This is a genomic window from Halogeometricum limi (assembly GCF_900115785.1).
GTDB classification, from domain to species: domain Archaea; phylum Halobacteriota; class Halobacteria; order Halobacteriales; family Haloferacaceae; genus Halogeometricum; species Halogeometricum limi.
Map to the genome: position 1 here is coordinate 503411 of NZ_FOYS01000003.1, position 18234 is coordinate 521644.

Below are 18234 nucleotides of genomic sequence, written 5' to 3' on the forward strand. Positions count from 1 at the left end.
AACGTCTCGACTCCTTCACTCGGCCGTCCCTGTCTCGCCGCGCCGCCGCCGGAGCATCGGCCACAGAACCACTCCCGTCCCGGCGACGAGGAGCGCGACACCTACCACGACGAGCGTCAGGCCCGTTCCCGGCATCGTCCCGACGGCGACGCCCGCCGCCACCGACATCCACCCGAGACCCGACAGCGAGAGTCCCACCCCGCGTCGACGCTGTCCCTGCACGACGGCGGCCGTCGCGAGCATCGTGTAGCCGACGAGGAAGGCGAACCCGGCGAGAACCAGTCGCTGCGAGTGGAGTGCGAGGACGCCGCCGCCGACGAAACAGCCGGCGACGAGCGCGCGGACGAGGACGCCGACGGGTCTGGGATGCGAGTCGGTCACACTCGCGACTCGGTCGGGTATCGGACAAAGCGTTTCGTTTTCGTCCGCTCTCGTGGCGTCTGCACCTGTCGACTCACCCGACTGCACGCCGTCGCGCGGTCGAGTGAGCGACGACTCGCAGACGCGACTCCAGTTCCGCCGAATCGCCCACTTTCACTCCGGACCCATGGCTCGGGTTTACCCGTCCGTCGGTGTTCTGTCGAAGTGCGTTCGCGGCGCCGCCCCGCCGCGGACGCCGTGTCATGTCCCCCCGACCGAACGCACCAGCGACGGCTCCGGACGCCCGCGCTGGTACCGGCCCGCCGAACGCGCCGACGGACGCGTGCGACGCCGACGCGCGTCGCTCCGACGGAGCGGACGACCGACCGAGCGACGACTCGGACCTCCGGACGGCGACGCGTCTGCTCCGCCTCGCGAAACTCGCACTCGGCGTCCTCACCTCCCTGTTGACGGTGCTGAAACTGCTCGGCCTCCTGTGAGGCCGCGCGGTGGCGCGGACGCTCCTCGCTCTTCCGGTCAGAGCAACCGATATCGTCCGCGTGACTCCGACACCTCGCCGCGCCGCGCCAACTTCTCCAGTAAGTCGGTCGCCTTCTCGCCGTCGACGCCGCGTTCGGCCGCGTAGGCGGCGACTTCGTCCTCTGTCGGTCTGTCGCCCTCGCGGAGGGCGTCTTTCACCACGTCCAGTCGGTTCGACGACGAGGACCGACCCTGCGTGACGCGTTCGCCCGCCGCTTCCACCTCGCTCGCGTCCAGTCCGGAGCCTTCGAGATACTCTGCGTCGTCGATACCCGACTCCTCGACCAACTGCTCCATCTCGGTGATGTGCGCCGTCTCGGCGAACGCCTCGCTGTCGCCGTGCTGTTTGGCGAGGAGGGCCGCCCGCGCCTGTCTGGCCGCCTCTCTGTCCTCGGTTTCGATGAATCGCCGGAGCTTCTTCGTCTGGTGCGTCCGCTGACACCGCGGACACGTCGCCGTCTTCGACCGCCGCGCGTCAGAGAGCAACCACATGCTACCGCACTCGGTACAGCCGACCACCGCGTACATACGACCGCTTCCGCGTCGTCGGATTTGAACCTTCGCACCCAGGTTTATGTGCCGTCGAGGTGGCAGTTCCCCATGGAACGCGTACCCACGGAGTCGGTGGAGGCGGTCGAAGCGGTGCCGGACGTCCACCTGTCGGTCCTCGCGGGGGCCGAGCGAATGAACGTCCAGCACTTCCGCATCGAACCCGGCGCGACGGTGCCCGCGCACAGCCACGAACAGGAACAGGTCGGCTACATCACGCGGGGCGAACTCGTGTTCGTCGTCGGCGACGAGGAGGAGGAAGTCGTCGTCCGCGAGGGCGACTCGTACGCGCTGGCCGCCGACGAGGTTCACGGCGCGGAGAACCGCGGCGAGGAGACGGTCGAGGGCGTCGACATCTTCAGTCCGCCGCGGACGATGGCCGACTGGGCGGGCGGGGAGTAGCGGCGTCGCCGTCGCTCGGCGGTCGAAAAGAGTGAGAAGGTGGTGCGTCGCGGACGCCGATTCGCGGCTGTTCGCGCGGTGTGACCGCGCGAGCGCACGAAACGGTCTCTACGAGAGCGCTTCGATGTTCTCGACGATCTTGTCGGCGAACTCGCTCGTCGCGAGTTTGTTGCCGCCTTCGATCTGCCGTTCGAGGTCGTAGGTCACGTCGCCGTCGGAGATGGTCTTCTCGACCGCGTCGCGGATGAGTTTGCCGGCGTCCTTCCAGCCCATGTACTCGAACATGAGGCGACCGGAGAGGATCATCGCCGTCGGGTTGACCTTGTCCTCGCCCGCGTACTTTGGCGCGGAACCGTGGACGGGTTCGGCGAGACAGAGGCCGTCACCGAAGTTCGCACCGGGGGCGATGCCGAGGCCACCGATCTGTGCGCCGGCGGCGTCGGACATGTAGTCGCCGTTCAGGTTCATCGTCGCGATGACGCTGTAGTCCGCGGTTCGCGTCAGGAGCTGCTGGAGCATGTTGTCCGCGATGCGGTCCTTGACGACGATCTTGTCCTCGGGTTGCTCGCCGTCGTACTCCTCCCAGAGTTCGTCCTCGGTGATGGTCTCCTCGGCGAACTCCTCTTCGGCGAGTTCGTAGCCCCAGTCACGGAACGCGCCCTCGGTGAACTTCATGATGTTCCCCTTGTGGACGAGCGTGACGGAGTCGCGGTCGTTCTCGATGGCGTATTCGATGGCCTCGCGGACGAGACGCTTCGTTCCGAACTCGGTGATGGGCTTGATGCCGATGCCGATGGGGCCGTCGTGCATCGTCTCGTCGTAGCCCATCTCCTCTTCGACGAACTCCTTGACCTGTTGGACCTCGTCGGTACCGGCTTCCCACTCGATGCCGGCGTAGACGTCCTCGGTGTTCTCGCGGAACGTGACCATGTCCATCGCCGAGGGGTTCTTCACGGGCGACGGGACGCCGTCGAGGTGGTACGTCGGGCGGACGTTCGCGTACAGGTCGAGCTTCTTGCGAAGCGCGACGTTGAGCGAACGGAACCCGGCGCCGACGGGCGTCGTGAGCGGACCTTTGATGGCGACGCGGTGGTCCTTGATGGCCTGTACCGTGTCCTCCGGCAGGTTCTCGTCGTACTTGTCGCGGGCGGACTGGCCGGCGTAGACGCGGAGCCACTCCACGGAGCGACCGGTCGCTTCGGCGGCAGCCTCTAACACCTTCTGTGCGGCAGGACCGACGTCCTGTCCGATGCCGTCGCCGTGGATGATGGGGATGATCGGGTTGTCGGGAACCGACAGCTCACCGCTCTCGTCGTCGGCGAGCGTGATCTTCTCCCCGTTTTCGGGAACTTCGATCTGGTCGTAGCTCATGAACGTTCGCTCCTTTTCTCACCGTCGGTAAAGTATTGCCGTTATCGACCGAGACGGCAATTTTTCGAACATCCGGCGAAGGTAGCCGGTTCGTCTCCCGACACTCGGAGGAGGGACGCGCGCGCCGCGCGAGAACGGCGAAGTCGTTGGTGTTTTCTCACCGCCTCTCGTCGGCGGTTCCATGCGACTCATCGTCCACGGCGGTGCCGGCGGCGTCCCCGACGACCCAGAACCGCGACAACAGACCCTCGACGAAGCGGCCGCGACCGGGGCCTCACAGGGAACACCCGTCGACGCCGTCGAAGCGGCGCTCCGGGTCTTAGAGACCGACCCCGCGTTCAACGCCGGCGTCGGCGGTGCCGTCCAGTCCGACGGACGGGTCCGAACCGACGCGGGCGTGATGACGAGCGACCGCGAGACGGGCGCGGTGGCCGGGATGGACGGCGTCGAACACGCCGTCTCCGTCGCCCGCGTCGTGATGGAGGAGACGCCGCACGTCTTCGTCGCCGGACGGCCGGCCGTCGACGTGGCCGACGCGTTCGGCGTCGAGACGGGCGTCGACCTGTTCACGACCGAGACGCGCGAACGCTGGGCGGACGCGAACCCGCCCGAGGGGTCGCCGAGAGACCACCTCGCGTGGCTCGAAGACCGGTTCGGCGGGACGAGTGCCACGGCGTCGAACGACGCGGACCTCTCGGACCACGACACCGTCGGGGCCGTCGCCTACGACGGCGACCGGTTCGCCGCCGCCACCTCCACGGGCGGGCGATGGTTCGCCCTCGCCGGACGCGTCGGCGACGTGCCGCAGGTCGGGTCGGGGTTCTACGCGGCCCCCGCCGGAGCGGCCTCCGCGACGGGCGCGGGCGAAGACATCGCGAAGGCGACGCTCACCCGCCGCGCCGTCGGGCACGTCGAGCGAGGACTGAACGCGCAGTCGGCCGCCGAGTTGGCCATCGAGGAGTTCGCCGAACTCACCGGTTCCGGCGCGGGCGTCATCGTCGCCGACGACGAGGGCGTCGGCAGCGCGTTCAACACCGACGGGATGCAGACCGGCGTCGCCGAGCGGTAGGCATCGAGCGATAGCCACGCCGACGACGAGGCGTCGCCGAACCGCCAGACGAGACTGCCGAGAGCCGCGACTTTTACCGTCGTCGTCCCCTACGAACGCCTCATGACGAACGACTGGACTGCCGAGAGCGTTCCCGACTGTACGGGTAAGACGGTGGTCGTGACCGGCGCGAACAGCGGACTCGGCTACGAGGCGACGAAAGCGCTCGCGGCGAACGGCGCGCACATCGTGATGGCCGTCCGAAGCCCCGACAGAGGCCGTGACGCCGCGAGAGACGTGCTCGGCGAGGTTCCCGACGCCGACCTCACGCTCGCGAAACTCGACCTCTCGGACCTCGACTCTGTCGAGCGATTCGCCGACTGGTTCGAGGCCGCGCACGACGAACTCCACGTCCTCGTGAACAACGCGGGACTGATGGCGCTCCCCCGGCGGGAGACCGAACAGGGCTTCGAGATGCAGTTCGGCGTCAACCACCTCGGTCACTTCGCGCTCACGGGCCACCTCCTCTCCGCTCTCCGCGAGACGGACGGACAGACGCGCGTCGTCACCCAATCGAGCGGCCTCCACGAGAACGGCGAGATGGACTTCTCGGACCCGATGGGCGAGGCGTCGTACGACAAGTGGGAGGCCTACGCGCAGAGCAAACTGGCGAACCTCCTGTTCGCCTACGAACTCCAGCGACGCCTCGAACTCGCCGGCGAGGAGGACGTGCTCAGCGTCGGCTGTCACCCCGGCTACGCCGCGACGAACCTCCAACGCCGCGGCCCGGAGATGGAGGGGTCGCTCCTCCGGCGAGTCGGCATGAGCCTCGCGAACCGCGCGTTCGCCCAGAGCGCCGAGATGGGCGCGTTGCCGACGCTGTACGCCGCGACGGCCGCCGACGTCGAGGGCGGTTCGTACTACGGTCCGACCGGATTCCAGCACATGCGGGGGTACCCCGGCGAGAACGAGTCCAGCGAGGCGTCGCACGACGAGGCCGACGCGCACCGCCTGTGGGAACTCTCCGAACACCTGACGGGCGTGACGTACGGTATCTGAGCGAGGTTGCTCGGCGGGCGAGACGACCGGCGGTCGTGTACCGGCGAATCACACCCCGGCCACCTTCTTTTACTCCGAACCCCTCCAAGGCGACACCATGAGCGATACCCAATCGGCCGGACGCATCACCGTCTTCTCCGACTACGTCTGCCCGTTCTGTTATCTCGGCCGCGAGTCCCTCCGACGGTTCCAGGACTCCCGCGACGAGTTGTTGGAGATAGACTGGCATCCGTTCGACCTGCGGAGTCAGAAGCGCAACCCCGACGGCACCATCGACCACTCGGTGGACGACGGGAAGGACGACGACTACTACGAACAGGCGCGAGAGAACGTCCGCCGCCTGCAGGAGCAGTACGACGTGGAGATGGACCTCGAAATCGCCACCGACGTGGACTCGCTCCCGGCGCAGATAGCCTCCTACTACGTCAAAGAGCACCACGACTACGAGGCGTGGCTGGCGTTCGACGTGTCTATCTTCGAGGCGCTCTGGCAGGACGGCGAGGACATCGGCGACGAGGACCTCCTCGTCGAACTCGCCGAAGACGCCGGTATCGACGGCGACGAGATTCGCTCGGCGCTCTCCGACGAGAACCTCCGCGAGGAGGTCCGCGCGAAGTTCACCGAGGCGCAACAGCAGGGCGTGACGGGCGTGCCGACGTTCGCCTACGAGGGCTACGCCGCCCGCGGTGCCGTGCCCCCGGAACACCTCGAACGACTCGTCGACGGCGCCTGAGTCGGCCCTCTCCGATTCGGTCGAACCCTCTTTGTGCTCGCGCCACCGAGTGAGTAGCAACCGAATGTCGGCCACCACCGCCACCGACGGAAGCGACGCGCCGCCGAGTGACGACGCTCGCGGCCCCACTCCCGAACCGGACACCGACCGGCCCTCGGGCCTCGGCGTCCGTCTCCGGTCGCTCCGCCGTCTCGTCGTCGTCCTCCGCGTCTTCCTCCCCCTGTTCGTCGGCATCGCCCGCGACAGGCGACGATTTCTGCTGTTCGGGGGGTCTCGGAGAACCAGCGCCGAGACGCGGCGACGACGCGCGACGTACCTCCGCGACGAACTCGTCTCGCTGGGGCCGACGTTCATCAAACTCGGCCAGATTCTCTCGACCAGACCCGACGCCCTCCCGAGCGAGTACGTGGAGGTGCTCTCCTCCCTTCAGGACGAGGTACCGCCGGACGACTGGGAGACCGTCCGTCCGCGAATCGAGGCGGAGTTGGGGCCGGTCGACGAGGTGTTCGACCGCTTCGACCGCGACCCCATCAGCGGGGCGAGTCTCGGGCAGGTGTACACCGCCGTCGCCGACGGCGAGGAGGTGGCCGTCAAAGTCCTTCGCCCGGACATCCGCCGCGTCGTCGAGGCCGACTTGCGCGTCGTGGAGACGTTGATGCCGGTTCTCCTGCGCTTTGCACACCCCGGCCAGCGGTTCACGTTCGAGAACCTCGCAGACGAGTTCGCAGACACCGTCCACGAGGAGATGGACTACGCGCACGAGGCGACGATGCTCCGCGAGATTCGCGCGAACTTCGCCGACGACCCGAAGATTCGCGTTCCCGTCCCGCGCGAGGCGTACTCAACGCAGAACGTCCTCACGATGGAGTACGTGGAAGGCGTGAAGATAGACCGAGTGCGCGAGATAGAGCGACTGGGAGTCGACCGCGAGGAACTCGCGCGACGTCTCGAACGCACCTACATCCAGATGATTCTCGAAGACGGCGTCTTCCACGCGGACCCGCATCCCGGGAACTTGGCGGTGCAGGAGGACGGCACCGTCGTCTTCTACGACTTCGGGATGACCGGCCGCGTCGACGCCCGGACGCGAGACCACATGTACGACTTCTACGTCGGCGTCGCCCGCGACGACGTCGCCGGCGTGCTGGACGCGTTCGTCGCGATGGAGGCGCTCGACCCGACCGCAGATAGGGTGCTCATGCGCGAGGCGTTCGAGGTGGCAATCGAGACGTTCCGCGGGCAGGACGTCGACCAGTACCGCGTCCAGCAGTTGGTGTCGCAGTTCGAGGAGACGCTGTACGACTTCCCGCTCAGACTCCCGCAGGACCTCGCGCTCGTCGTCCGCGTCTCGACGGTGTTGGAGGGCGTCTGTCGGACGCTCGTCCCCGAGTTCGACTTCGTCGACGAGGTGACAGAGTACGTCCGCGAACGCGGGATGGAGGGAGAAGACGGCGAGGAGTCGGTCGGCGAACGAGTCGCCCGCGAGTTCGCCGACGACGCGTCTCGCCAGGTGCGGGCGACGGCGCAGACGCTGTTCTCCGTGCCGCCGAAGCTGAGTCGCGTCCTCGGGTTGGTCGAACGCGAGGACGTTCGGGTGAACGTCGTCCTCGACGACTCGGACGCGCTCACGACGTTCGCGAAGAAAGTGGTCACGGGCGTCCTCCTCGCGGGGAACCTCCTCGCGGTGGCGTTGCTCTACGCGCTCACCAACGAACTCACGGCGGGCGTCGTCGCACTCGGGGCCGTCCCCCTCCTGTTCTTGCTCTACCGGTCGTTCCGCACGCGTCGCGGCATCCGGGTCCACGGCGACCCGCAGTTCACAAGGCAGGGACTGCGCGCACGCCGCGGCGAGGACGTCGGGGAGAACGGCGACTGAGGACGGTTACTCGGCCTTCGCGGCCGCCGTCTCGGCCGCGTCGCTCTCGTCTTCCGTCGCCGCGGGGTCCTCGCCCGTCGGCGTCTCGGCCAGCCACTCGTTCGCCCAGCAGTTTATCTCGTCGAACACCGGCGCGAGCGACTCCCCTTTCGACGTCAGCGAGTAGTACGTCGCGACGGGAGCGTCTTCCTCCAGTCGTCGCGAGACGAACCCGAGTTCCTGAAGGTCGTCCAGTACTCGAGAGAGCGTCCGCGAACTCGACCCCGTCGAGCGCTTGAGTTCGTTGAACCGTTTCTCGCCGTCCTGCAGGTCGTGCAGGACGATGAGTCGCCACTGGGAGCCGATCTGTTGAATCGAGTCGATGACGCCGCACGCCGCGTCGCTGTATTTGTCTTCGTCCGAGGACACTCGTGTCACCTGGTGACTCCTACGTCCGGGAACCTACATATGGTTTCGGTTCCGTACTAAGTAACAGAGTGAAACTGGCGACGCGCCAGTGTCTCCATTCATCTATGAACACCACAGGAATCCACCACGTCACCGCCGTCGCGGGCGACCCGAGCGCGAACGTCCGGTTCTACACGGACGTCCTCGGTCTCCGCCTCGTCAAGCGCACGGTGAACTTCGACGACACGCAGACGTACCACCTCTACTTCGGCGACGAGACGGGGTCGCCCGGCACGGCGATGACGTTCTTCCCGTTCGGCGAGGGTCGACCGGGTCGTCCCGGCCGGGGACAGGCCGTCGCGACGGCGTTCGTCGTCCCCGAGGGGAGCCTCGACTACTGGCGCGAACGCCTCGCGGACCGCGGCGTCGAGACGACGGACCGCGACCGGTTCGGCGCGGGCGTTCTCGCCTTCTCCGACCGCGACGGCCAACCGCTCGAACTGGTCGAAGGCGAGAGCGACGTCGAACCGTGGACCGACGGACCGGTCCCCGAGGACGCCGCACTCCGCGGGTTCTTCGGCGTCACGCTCCACTCGGCGGACCCGGGCGCGACGGGACGCGTCCTCGAACTGCTCGGGTTCGAGCGGAGAGACGAGGCCGAGGACCGAGTTCGCTACGTCGCCGACGGTGACCGGGCGACGGTCGTGGATCTCCTCGAACGCGAGTCGCCGCGGGGACGCCCCGGCGTCGGGACGGTCCACCACGTCGCCTTCCGCGTCCCGGACGGGGAGACGCAGATGCGGTGGCGCGAGGAACTCTCGGACGCCGGGCAGTACGTCACAGAGCAGAAAGACCGGCAGTACTTCGATTCCATCTACTTCCGCGAACCCGGCGGCGTCCTGTTCGAAATCGCGACGGACGGCCCCGGGTTCACCGCCGACGAGTCCGTCGAATCGCTCGGGTCGGCGCTCAAACTGCCGCCGTGGCTGGAGTCCGACCGCGAGGACATCGAAGCGCGGTTGCCACCGCTGAACGCCGCCGACACGACGGAGGGGGTGTCGAACTGATGTCCGCCGACGACCCGCACGCCGACCAGCCGATTCAGACCGCCGGTGCCGACCCGGAGGACGCCGAGGTCGCGGTCGTCCTCGTCCACGGGCGCGGCGCGACGGCCCGCGGGATGCTCCAGTTCACGCAGGAGTTCCACCGCGACGGCGTCTGCTACGTCGCCCCGCAGGCACAGCGAGGGACGTGGTACCCGAACTCGTTCATGGCACCGCTGGAGTCGAACCAACCCTACTACACGTCGGCGCTCGCGCACGTTGACCGCGCCGTCCAGACGGTCCGCGACGCCGGGATTCCCGACGAGAGAGTCGTCTTCGTCGGCTTTTCGCAAGGTGCGTGTCTCTCCTCGTCGTACGTCGCGAACAACCCGCGACGCTACGGCGGCGTCGTCCTCCTCTCCGGCGGGTTCGTCGGCGAGGAGGGGACCGAGTTCGACTTCGAGGGGTCGATGGCGGGAACGCCCGTCTTCCTCGGCGTCAGCGACGACGACCCCCACATCCCGCTCTCGCGCGCCGAGGAGACGGTCGCCGAGTTCGAGGAGATGGGCGCGGAGACGAGGTTCGACGTGTACGAGGGCCGCGGCCACGGCATCTTCCCCGAAGAGGTCGACTACATCGAGGAACTGTTGGACGAACTGCTGGGCTGAGGCGGTTCGTTCGCGGCCTCCTTCGGAGGACGTCGACTACTCCTCGATTCCCACGGTCAACTCGTCGGCTATCCAGACGGCGACGTTCGACCCCGTCCGGAGGTCGTACCCGTCCACGCCGAAGCGGTACGTCGTTTCGAGACCGGTGTCGACACTCGCGGCGAGTTCGTACTCCCCCTCCGTCTCGACGCCGAGCGGAACGTCGGTGTGACCTCCGGACGGCACCGTCGTCTCGGTGTCCAAGAGCGTCTCCCCGGCGGTCGTGAGTTCGAGCGTCACCGTCCGTTCGCCGTCCGTCTCGTTGAACAGGACGGCGTCCATCTCGCGTTCGGCGGCGGCGACCGTTGCGGTCGGTTCCGCGTCCGTCGGTGCCGGCGTCTCCGTCGCAGTCGCGTCCGTCTCCGTCGCGGACGACGCGACTCCGGTGGCAGTCGCGGTGGCGTCGCCACGTCCACCGAGGCAGCCCCCGAGTCCGAGCGACGTCACCACGGCGGCGGTCAGATACGTGCGTCGGTTCACACGCCGACTCCTCCCGACGAACGTATCACAGTTTCGTCACCAACCGTCGGAGACCGTCTGCCGTCTGGCCGCGTGCTCGGCGTCCGCGCGGGCCAGCGACATCAACACGTCCTGTGCGACGAGTTCCTCCTCGCCGTCGTCCGGCCGGAGTCGTTCGTACCCGCCGTCGGCGTCCATCACCCACCGTTTCCGGTTGTCGGCGAGGAGCGTCTGGAGAATCGCGTCGAGTTCGTGTCGAAGCAGTTCGTCTTCGACGGGCGCGACCGCCTCCACCCGCCGGTCGAGGTTGCGCGTCATCCAGTCCGCGGAGCCGATATAGTACTCGGAGTCTCCGGCGTTGTGGAAGTAGAATATCCGGGAGTGTTCGAGGAAGCGGCCGACGACGCTGGAGACGCTGACCGTCTCGGAGAGCCCCGGGACGCCCGGACGGAGGCGACAGATACCGCGCACCACGAGGTCGATGTCGACCCCCGCTTGCGACGCCTCGTACAGTTCGCGGACCATCTGCGGGTCTTCGAGCGAGTTCATCTTCGCGACGATGCGGGCGTCTCTCCCGGCGCGGGCGTGGTCCGCCTCGCGGCGGACGAGACGGACGAACGCCTCGCGCATCGTCTCGGGGGCGACGAGCAGTTTCTCGTACTCGGTGTGGCGAGCGTGACCGGTGAAGAAGTTGAACAGTTTCACGAGGTCCCGGCCCACGTCTCTGTCCGCGGTCAGAAGTCCCAGGTCGGTGTACGTCTTCGCCGTCTCGGAGTGGTAGTTGCCGGTGGCGACGTGCGAGTACAACTGCACGCCGTCCGCTTCCTCGCGGACGACGAGGGCCGTCTTCGTGTGCGTCTTCAGTCCGAGGGTGCCGTAGGCGACGTGGATGCCCTCCTCTTCGAGTCGCTTCACCCATCGGAGGTTGTTCTCCTCGTCGAACCGCGCTTTCAGTTCGACCATCACCGCCACCTGCTTCTCCCGACTCGCGGCGTCGATGAGCGTGTTGATGACGCTCGAATCCGGCGCGGTGCGGTAGATGGTCGCTTTGATGGCGAGCACTTTCGGGTCGTTCGCCGCCGCGGCGAGGAACGTCTGGACCGTGCCGGCGAACGAGTGGTACGGGTGGTGGACGAGGACGTCTCCGGACCGAATCTCGGCGAACAACTCGTCGGGGCGGTCCGGGTCGGAGTCGGCCAACCGCGGGTGCGGTTGCGGCGTCCACTCGGGGAGTCTGAGGTCCGGTCTGTCGACGGCCGCGAGGTCGAACAGACACCGGTAGTCGATGCGTCCGCGGCGTTCGTACACCTCCTCGTCGCTCACGTCGAGGTGTTCGACCAACAGGTCGCGGACGAACGCGGGCGCGTCAGCGTCGAGTTCCAACCTGACCACGGTGGCGAACCGTCGCTGTCTGAGGACGTCCTCGATGCTGTCGACGAGTCCCTCCGCAACCTCCTCGTTTCGCCGCACTTCGGCGTTACGCGTCACTCTGAAGAGCGACGTGTCCACCACCTCGACGTTCGGAAAGAGCAGGTCGAGGTTCGCACAGATAACGTCCTCTACGTAGACGAACCGATGGCTGTCGGCGGCGCTCTCCGCCGGGGTCGCCTCGACGTCCGCCGCGTCGACACCGGCCGCGTCGGTGCCGGTCACGTCGGCGACGGAGACGAGGCGCGGACGGTTCGGCGGCACCTTCACCCGGGAGAAGCGGACGTCGCCCTCCGGGTTGTCGCGGGTGAGGACGGCGACGGAGAGGCTGAGGTTCGAGATGAACGGGAACGACGCCGCCGGGTCGAACCGCAGGGGAGTCAGCGTCGGCAACACGGACGCCTCGAAGTACGACCGTAGCCCCCGACGTTCGGCGGCGGTCAAGTCGCCGTAGTCGAGGATACGGACGCCGGCGTCCGCGAGGGCGGGACGGACCCGTTCGCGATAGCATCGGTCCTGTTCTTCGAGGAGGCCGTCCGCACGCGACAGGACGGCACGCCACTGCTCGTTCGGCGTCTTTCCGTCTGGCGACAACTCCGTCACGCCGGCGTCTATCTGCTGTTTGAGGCCGCCGACGCGTTTCATGAAGAACTCGTCGAGGTTGCCGGTGAAGATGGCGAGGAACTTCGCTCGCTCCGCCAGCGGATTCTCGTCGTCGAGGGCTTCGTGGAGGACGCGGTGGTGAAAGGAGAGTTCGCCGAGTTCGCGGTTGAGATACCACGCCGCGTCCGAGACGCTCGCGTCGTCGGCGTCGAACGCGTCGGGCGCGTCCGCGGGGGCGATGGACGGCGTCCGGGCGCGAGCGGTCTCCCGCGGGTCCTCCGAGGCCATAACCTACGTCTGTCTCCGGAGTGACTTTACCGGTTCGCTCGTCGCGGCGTCACTGCACCGGCGCGACGGCCGGGTGGACCCACTTCGAGTCTTTCCGCTCTTCGGCCGTCTCCTCGGGGGTCACGGTGACGTACTCGTCGCCGTACCAGTCGTAGGCGGTGAGTTCGTTGCCGTAGACGCACCCGGTGTCGAGGCCGACGGCGTACCGGCGGTCGACGGGCGCCGAGAGCGGCGTGTGACCGAAGAAGACCCGACTCGGCCCCTGGTACACTTCCCACCAGTAGGGTTCGTTGCCGTCGTCGTCGGTGAACGAGCGGAAGTTCTCCAGTTCCTCGACGGAGTGCTCGTCGAGCGGTTTTCGCGGGTCCACGCCGCCGTGGACGACGAGTGCGCCGTCCCAGGAGATGGCGACCGGAAGCTCGCGAATCCACTCCATATCCGCCTCCGAGAGCTCTTCGAGGTGTTTCTCGCCGCGGATGAGTTTCTCCTCGTTGTTGCCGCGGACGGTGAGCATGTTCGGCGCGTCGCGAACCATGGAGACGACGCCTGCGCTGTCGGGGCCTTTGCGGACGAGGTCACCGACGAACACGACCAGGTCGTCCTCGGTGACGTCGAGTTCGTCGAGCATCTGCTCTAGCTCCGCTCGACAGCCGTGAACGTCACCGACGACGTAGAGCTGGTCCCAATCGTTCACGTCGACTCGCCGGTGGTTCACGTCTGCGTCGAATACTGGCAGGCTCATCTATCTCTCTGACACGAGGCTACGGAGCCAATAAACCGTTACTAGGATGCTCCGTGTGTTCTATATAGTCACTCGGGGCGGGTCGGCTCCGGGACAGAACGGGTCGTTCGGACGGCGACGGCCGACGTCAAATCGGCGGACGACCCGGCGTCGGCGGTGGGTCCGCAACCTCTTTCATCCGCTCGCGCCAACGACGCGTCATGAGCATCGGACCCCTCGACGACGAGACGGTCGAGAAGTATCGGGAGGCCGGACAGATTCTCCGGCAGGTTCTCGACGAAGCGGCCGAGATGGTCGAACCGGGCGTGACCCACCTCGAAGTCGCCGAGTACTCGGAAGACCGAATCTACGAACTCGCCGACGGCTGTGCCTTTCCCACCAATATCAGCGTGAACGAGGAGGCGTCGCACGCCAGCCCCGGACGCGACGACGACACCGAGTTCGGCGAGGACATGGTCTGTCTGGACTGCGGCGTCCACGTCGACGGCTACATCGCCGACGCCGCCGTGACGGTGGACCTCTCGGGGAACGCGGAACTGAAAGAGGCCGCAGAGGAGGCACTCGACGCCGCCCTCGACGCCGTCGAACCCGGCGCGCAGACGGGCGCCATCGGCGCGGAGATAGAGGACGTCATCCGCGGCTACGGCTACACGCCGGTGTTGAACCTCTCGGGGCACGGCGTCGCCCGGTGGGACGCTCACACGGGGCCGAACGTCCCCAACCGCGGCGCGGAACGCGGCGTCGAACTCGAAGTCGGCGACGTGGTGGCCATCGAACCGTTCGCGACGACGGGGTCCGGCAAGGTCACCGAAGGCTCGAAAGAGGAGATTTACAGTCTCGAACGGGACCGGTCCGTCCGGAACCGCTCCGCGCGGAAGGTGCTCGACCAGGTGAAAGACGAGTACAAGACGCTCCCGTTCGCCTCGCGGTGGATAGACGCCCCCCGTGCCGACATCGCCCTCCAGCGACTGAAACAGCAGGGCGTCCTGCACGGCTACCCGGTTCTGAAGGAAGACGACGGCGAACTCGTCAGTCAGGCCGAACACACGATAGTCGTCACCGAAGACGGCTGTGAGATACTGACCGAGTAGTCCGCGAAGCGCTCAGGCGTTGTTCATCCGCAGGGCGTTCTCCACGCCGCAGAGCGAACAGATGGAGATGCGGTACGGCTCGCGGGAGAACGCCGCGGTGTCGGGGTTCTTCCCCTCTTCTCGCAGTTCGACCCGGACTCTGTGGACGGTGTCGCGGCCGCAGTCTGTACAGCGTTCGGTCCGTTCCGTAGAGTTGGGGGTCGTGCTCATCTGTTTCCTATACGCCAGTATCGAGCATGAATTTACTTGCTAGAATCACGAATATCGACGTGCTACCCGGCCGTGCGTCGAGTTATGCGTCGTTCATGCGGAGCGACTCCTCCGTGTCGCAGACGGAACAGACGGTGATTCGGTAGGGCTCTCGCGAGAAGTCGGTCGTCCCCTCGTTGCCGCCCTCCTCTTTGAGTTCTATCTGTACGCGGTGGCGAGTCTCTCGCTGGCATTCTGTGCACTCCTCTGTGTACTCGTCCGCGTCTGGTGTCGCGCTCATACAATTAAATACATACCAGACACGTATGAATTTTGGTTCTCTAATCACTGAATATTTCTCCGAACTTCGCTCCACGAGAACTAAATCGGCCGCCTGCGAGGTGGCGGTATGGACCAGATTTTCGCGCCGTGGCGTATCGACTGGGTCGAACGCGACGGCGACGAGAGCGACGCGGACGGCGCGGGCGAGTGCCCGTTCTGTTCGCTCCCCGACTCCGAGGACGACCGGGAGTCGAGAATCGTCGCCCGGAGCGACCACGCGTTCGTCCTGTTGAACAACTACCCGTACAATCCGGGCCACGCGATGGTCATCCCCTACCGCCACACGGGGTCGTGGAGCGACCTGACCGACGCCGAACTGTTGGACCACGCGAAGTTGAAGACGCGGACGCTGGACGCCTTGGACGACGCGCTCTCGCCGGACGCCGCGAACGCGGGCGAGAACCTCGGCGGCGGCCCGTCCGGCGGGTCTATCGACGACCACCTGCACACGCACGTCGTCCCGCGGTGGGGTGGCGACACGAACTTCATGCCCGTCGTGAGCGACACGAAGGTCATCGTCGAGGCGTTAGACGACACGTACGAACGACTCCACGAGGCGTTCGCCGCCCAGAGCGGAGCGACAACCGGGGGGGAGACGGACGCCGTCTCGTTCGAGGACGACCGGGAGTACGACGACGACGGCCCCGCTTGATCTCGGCCGCACGCGTTCGTCTCTCCGACGGCCGGTCCGAAGCGTGACGGTGGTCGAACGCGTGCCGGCGGTCCGAAGTGTGCCGACAGCCCGAAGCGTGAGCGTGGCCGGAACCGCGCCGGCGTCGGCGACGGTCGGTCGGAAGTGTCATACTCCTCTGTCGGATACTGTTCGTCGATGAGCGGAGACCGGGGCCGCGTGATGCGGCGAGTCGGGTTCGTCGTCCTCGGGGTGAACCTCGTCCTCGCACTCGCGAAGGCGGGCGTCTGGTGGTCGACCGGAAGCCTCGCCGTCGGGTCCGAGGCGGTCAACAGCGTCTCCGACGCCGTCTACAGCGTCATCGTCCTCGCGGGCCTCTACTTGACGACGCAACCGCCGGACTTCGAACACCCGCACGGCCACGAGCGAATCGAGCCGTTCGTCTCGCTTTTCGTCGCCGTCGGCGTGTTCGCGGCCGGGGCGGGCGTCCTCTGGAACGCGACGACGTCGGTGTTGAACGGCACGTACGGCAACCCCGCCGGCGCCGCGGGCGTGACGGTTCTCGTCGCCTCCGGCGTCGTGAAGTACGGCCTCTACCGCTACTGTCTCAGCATCGGCGAGCGTGAACACTCGCCCGCCATCGTCGCGACGGCACTCGACAACCGAAACGACATCCTCACCGCCGGCGCCGCCCTCGTCGGCGTTTTGGGTGCCGGTTTCGGCGTCCCCATCCTCGACCCCATCGCGGCCGGCGTCGTCTCCCTCGGCATCGTCTACACGGGGTACGAAATCGTCCGCGACAACGTGAACTACCTCGTCGGCGCGGCCCCCTCCGACGAACTCACGGCGGAGATTCTCTCGCGCGCCCTCGAACACCCGAACGTCCGCGGCGCGCACGACGTGGTCGCACACTACGTCGGCCCGGAGATAGACGTGAGCCTCCACATCGAGGTCGAAGGCGACATGACGCTCCTCGAAGCGCACGACATCGAATCCGACGTGGTGACCGCGATACGCGAGTTGCCGGAGGTGGACGACGTCTTCGTCCACGTCGACCCGAAGGAACTCGGCGAGTGGAAGGAGGACGAACGGACGCGCCTCTACGAACGGCGGACCAGAGAGGAGTGAGTTCGGTCCGACTCAGAACAGACTGGAGAGGGCGAGTCGAATCCACCCGAGGAACGGGACGCGAACCTGCGCTTTCGCGCGGACCCAGTCGGGGTCGACGGGCGGCGCGAGGCCCGTCACCTGGTCGTAGCGGGCGTTGTTGTCGCCCTTCGTGATGTAGCCCGCGTTCGGCGCCGGGCAGTTGGCCAGTTCCTCGCAGTCGTCGACGTGACTCCCGATGGCGTCGGGGTCGGCCTCGTCGTACCAGTTCTCGCCCTCTTCGACGTGGAACTGCGCGCGGTGGATTATCGGCGACCCGACGCGCCCGGGCGGCATGTAGACGACGACGTCACCGGCCGCCGAGAACCGGGTGTAGCCGTCGGCTTCGGCGCGCGTGACGATGCCGTGGTCGTCGGCCGCCGCCCCGGCGTAGCGACCGACGTCGCTCACGACCACCATGTCGCCGGTGTCGATGTGCGGTTCCATGCTCGGACTCTCGACGGCGACCATCGGCGGCCAGACGCCCGTCAGCGTGAACAGGAGGGCACCGACGAGGACGACGGCGGCGGCCGTCTGGAGGACGTCGCGGACGTACAGGGGAAGGCGGGGACCCGGTTCGTCGACCATCGACCATGTGTGAGCGAACGACCGGCAAAAGGGCCGCGGTTCTCGCGGACACCAACTGTCATATCGCCGCGCCGCGTCGGCCGACGCATGGACGACTACGAACTCGTCCGCGACGTCCCCGACGCCGAGACGTTCTGCGCCCTCCGCGAGGCGGCCGGGATGTCGCCGCGCAGTCTCGACGGTGCCCGCCGCGGCCTCCCGAACACCGTCTTCGGCGTCCATGTCGACGCCGCGGGCGAGACGGTGGCGATGGCTCGAATCGTCGGTGACTCGGGGACGGTCTATCAGATCACGGACATGGCCGTCCACCCCGACCACCAGGGGCGCGGAATCGGCACGCGGATGATGGACGAACTCGTCGCGTACCTCGACCGCGAAGCGCCCGAAGACGCGTACGTGAACCTCCTCGCCGACGTGGAGGGGTTCTACGAACGCTGGGGATTCGAGTCGACCGCACCCGCCTCGCGAGGGATGTTTCTGCGAACGAACGCCTCGGAGGACCCGTGAGCGACGCCGACCTGCCGGAACGCTGTCCGCACTGCGGGGCACGAGACTCGATTCGGAAGCGGTACACCACCGGCGGCGGGTGGCGCGCGGAGTATCGCTGTTCGGAGTGCGGGCGGGCCTACGTACCGGGGTGAGCGGTGAGAAC

Annotated in this window: 23 protein-coding genes; 13 read left to right on the plus strand and 10 right to left on the minus strand. The window is 67.2% G+C overall.

What is annotated here, in order from left to right:
• Positions 1-15: 15 nt before the first annotated feature.
• Positions 16-381 (minus strand): hypothetical protein, encoded by a 366-nt coding sequence (locus BM282_RS11245; RefSeq protein WP_089880791.1) that lies wholly within the window; start codon positions 379-381, stop codon positions 16-18.
• A gap of 242 nt (positions 382-623) precedes the next feature.
• On the opposite strand from BM282_RS11245, the gene BM282_RS11250 reads away from it, so the two are divergent.
• Positions 624-860 carry a hypothetical protein gene (locus BM282_RS11250; protein WP_245758348.1) on the plus strand — a complete coding sequence of 79 codons (237 nt, stop codon included), beginning with the start codon at positions 624-626 and terminating at the stop codon, positions 858-860.
• Between the two features lie 37 nt (positions 861-897).
• Here BM282_RS11250 and BM282_RS11255 read toward each other — a convergent pair whose 3' ends face one another.
• Positions 898-1428: a DUF5817 domain-containing protein gene (locus BM282_RS11255; protein WP_089880792.1), complete on the minus strand. Its 531-nt coding sequence runs from the start codon at positions 1426-1428 to the stop codon at positions 898-900.
• 72 nt (positions 1429-1500) lie between these two features.
• Between BM282_RS11255 and BM282_RS11260 the strand changes: the two genes are divergently transcribed.
• Positions 1501-1851, plus strand: a complete 351-nt coding sequence (locus tag BM282_RS11260; protein ID WP_089880795.1) for a cupin domain-containing protein — start codon at positions 1501-1503, stop codon at positions 1849-1851.
• 108 nt (positions 1852-1959) lie between these two features.
• On the opposite strand, the gene icd is transcribed toward BM282_RS11260, so the two are convergent.
• Positions 1960-3222 (minus strand): isocitrate dehydrogenase (NADP(+)), encoded by a 1263-nt coding sequence (gene icd / locus BM282_RS11265; protein WP_089880798.1) that lies wholly within the window; start codon positions 3220-3222, stop codon positions 1960-1962.
• Positions 3223-3403: 181 nt separating this feature from the next.
• Between icd and BM282_RS11270 the strand changes: the two genes are divergently transcribed.
• The 4 genes from BM282_RS11270 (at position 3404) to BM282_RS11285 (ending at position 7938) form a co-directional block, all read left to right on the plus strand.
• Positions 3404-4291: an isoaspartyl peptidase/L-asparaginase gene (locus tag BM282_RS11270; protein ID WP_089880799.1), complete on the plus strand. Its 888-nt coding sequence runs from the start codon at positions 3404-3406 to the stop codon at positions 4289-4291.
• 102 nt (positions 4292-4393) lie between these two features.
• Entirely contained in the window at positions 4394-5329 is a 936-nt protein-coding gene (locus BM282_RS11275) for an oxidoreductase (protein WP_089880802.1), read from the plus strand.
• A 97-nt stretch (positions 5330-5426) separates the two neighbouring features.
• On the plus strand, positions 5427-6062 hold the full coding sequence (locus BM282_RS11280; protein ID WP_089880804.1) for a DsbA family oxidoreductase: 636 nt from the start codon (positions 5427-5429) through the stop codon (positions 6060-6062).
• 64 nt (positions 6063-6126) lie between these two features.
• Positions 6127-7938, plus strand: coding sequence for an ABC1 kinase family protein (locus BM282_RS11285; protein WP_089880806.1), 1812 nt, complete (start codon positions 6127-6129; stop codon positions 7936-7938).
• A 6-nt stretch (positions 7939-7944) separates the two neighbouring features.
• Here BM282_RS11285 and BM282_RS11290 read toward each other — a convergent pair whose 3' ends face one another.
• Positions 7945-8346: a winged helix-turn-helix transcriptional regulator gene (locus BM282_RS11290; protein ID WP_089880809.1), complete on the minus strand. Its 402-nt coding sequence runs from the start codon at positions 8344-8346 to the stop codon at positions 7945-7947.
• A gap of 104 nt (positions 8347-8450) precedes the next feature.
• Here BM282_RS11290 and BM282_RS11295 point away from each other — a divergent pair, with 104 nt between their 5' ends.
• Both BM282_RS11295 and BM282_RS11300 read left to right on the plus strand, forming a co-directional pair.
• On the plus strand, positions 8451-9392 hold the full coding sequence (locus tag BM282_RS11295) for a ring-cleaving dioxygenase (RefSeq protein WP_089880811.1): 942 nt from the start codon (positions 8451-8453) through the stop codon (positions 9390-9392).
• Complete coding sequence (locus BM282_RS11300) at positions 9392-10036, plus strand: alpha/beta hydrolase (protein WP_089880813.1); 645 nt, start codon at positions 9392-9394, stop codon at positions 10034-10036. Before BM282_RS11295 ends, BM282_RS11300 begins: the two co-directional genes overlap by 1 nt.
• A gap of 36 nt (positions 10037-10072) precedes the next feature.
• On the opposite strand, the gene BM282_RS11305 is transcribed toward BM282_RS11300, so the two are convergent.
• The 3 genes from BM282_RS11305 to BM282_RS11315 are packed head-to-tail and all read right to left on the minus strand — an operon-like array spanning position 10073 to position 13595.
• Complete coding sequence (locus tag BM282_RS11305; RefSeq protein WP_089880815.1) at positions 10073-10555, minus strand: hypothetical protein; 483 nt, start codon at positions 10553-10555, stop codon at positions 10073-10075.
• Positions 10556-10591: 36 nt separating this feature from the next.
• Positions 10592-12853, minus strand: a complete 2262-nt coding sequence (gene ppk1 / locus BM282_RS11310) for a polyphosphate kinase 1 (protein WP_089880817.1) — start codon at positions 12851-12853, stop codon at positions 10592-10594.
• 49 nt (positions 12854-12902) lie between these two features.
• Complete coding sequence (locus BM282_RS11315; RefSeq protein WP_089880818.1) at positions 12903-13595, minus strand: metallophosphoesterase family protein; 693 nt, start codon at positions 13593-13595, stop codon at positions 12903-12905.
• Positions 13596-13795: 200 nt separating this feature from the next.
• On the opposite strand from BM282_RS11315, the gene map reads away from it, so the two are divergent.
• Positions 13796-14686 (plus strand): type II methionyl aminopeptidase, encoded by an 891-nt coding sequence (gene map / locus BM282_RS11320; RefSeq protein WP_089880820.1) that lies wholly within the window; start codon positions 13796-13798, stop codon positions 14684-14686.
• Positions 14687-14698: 12 nt separating this feature from the next.
• On the opposite strand, the gene BM282_RS11325 is transcribed toward map, so the two are convergent.
• Together BM282_RS11325 and BM282_RS11330 are read right to left on the minus strand one after the other, a co-directional pair.
• The gene (locus tag BM282_RS11325; protein WP_089880822.1) at positions 14699-14896 is read right to left on the minus strand and encodes a DUF7835 family putative zinc beta-ribbon protein; all 198 of its coding nucleotides are present in this window, start codon (positions 14894-14896) and stop codon (positions 14699-14701) included.
• Positions 14897-14978: 82 nt separating this feature from the next.
• Complete coding sequence (locus BM282_RS11330) at positions 14979-15176, minus strand: DUF7835 family putative zinc beta-ribbon protein (protein ID WP_089880824.1); 198 nt, start codon at positions 15174-15176, stop codon at positions 14979-14981.
• Between the two features lie 108 nt (positions 15177-15284).
• Here BM282_RS11330 and BM282_RS11335 point away from each other — a divergent pair, with 108 nt between their 5' ends.
• Both BM282_RS11335 and BM282_RS11340 read left to right on the plus strand, forming a co-directional pair.
• The gene (locus BM282_RS11335) at positions 15285-15869 is read left to right on the plus strand and encodes an HIT family protein (protein WP_089880826.1); all 585 of its coding nucleotides are present in this window, start codon (positions 15285-15287) and stop codon (positions 15867-15869) included.
• A 177-nt stretch (positions 15870-16046) separates the two neighbouring features.
• On the plus strand, positions 16047-16976 hold the full coding sequence (locus BM282_RS11340) for a cation diffusion facilitator family transporter (RefSeq protein ID WP_245758349.1): 930 nt from the start codon (positions 16047-16049) through the stop codon (positions 16974-16976).
• A 12-nt stretch (positions 16977-16988) separates the two neighbouring features.
• Here the strand turns inward: BM282_RS11340 and BM282_RS11345 are convergent, their stop codons facing one another.
• Positions 16989-17582, minus strand: coding sequence for a S26 family signal peptidase (locus BM282_RS11345; RefSeq protein WP_089880831.1), 594 nt, complete (start codon positions 17580-17582; stop codon positions 16989-16991).
• Positions 17583-17669: 87 nt separating this feature from the next.
• Here BM282_RS11345 and BM282_RS11350 point away from each other — a divergent pair, with 87 nt between their 5' ends.
• Together BM282_RS11350 and BM282_RS18550 are read left to right on the plus strand one after the other, a co-directional pair.
• Positions 17670-18089: a GNAT family N-acetyltransferase gene (locus tag BM282_RS11350; protein WP_089880833.1), complete on the plus strand. Its 420-nt coding sequence runs from the start codon at positions 17670-17672 to the stop codon at positions 18087-18089.
• Positions 18086-18223: a hypothetical protein gene (locus BM282_RS18550; protein WP_175501493.1), complete on the plus strand. Its 138-nt coding sequence runs from the start codon at positions 18086-18088 to the stop codon at positions 18221-18223. The genes BM282_RS11350 and BM282_RS18550 overlap by 4 nt, the downstream gene beginning before the upstream one ends.
• The last annotated feature ends 11 nt before the right edge of the window (positions 18224-18234 follow it).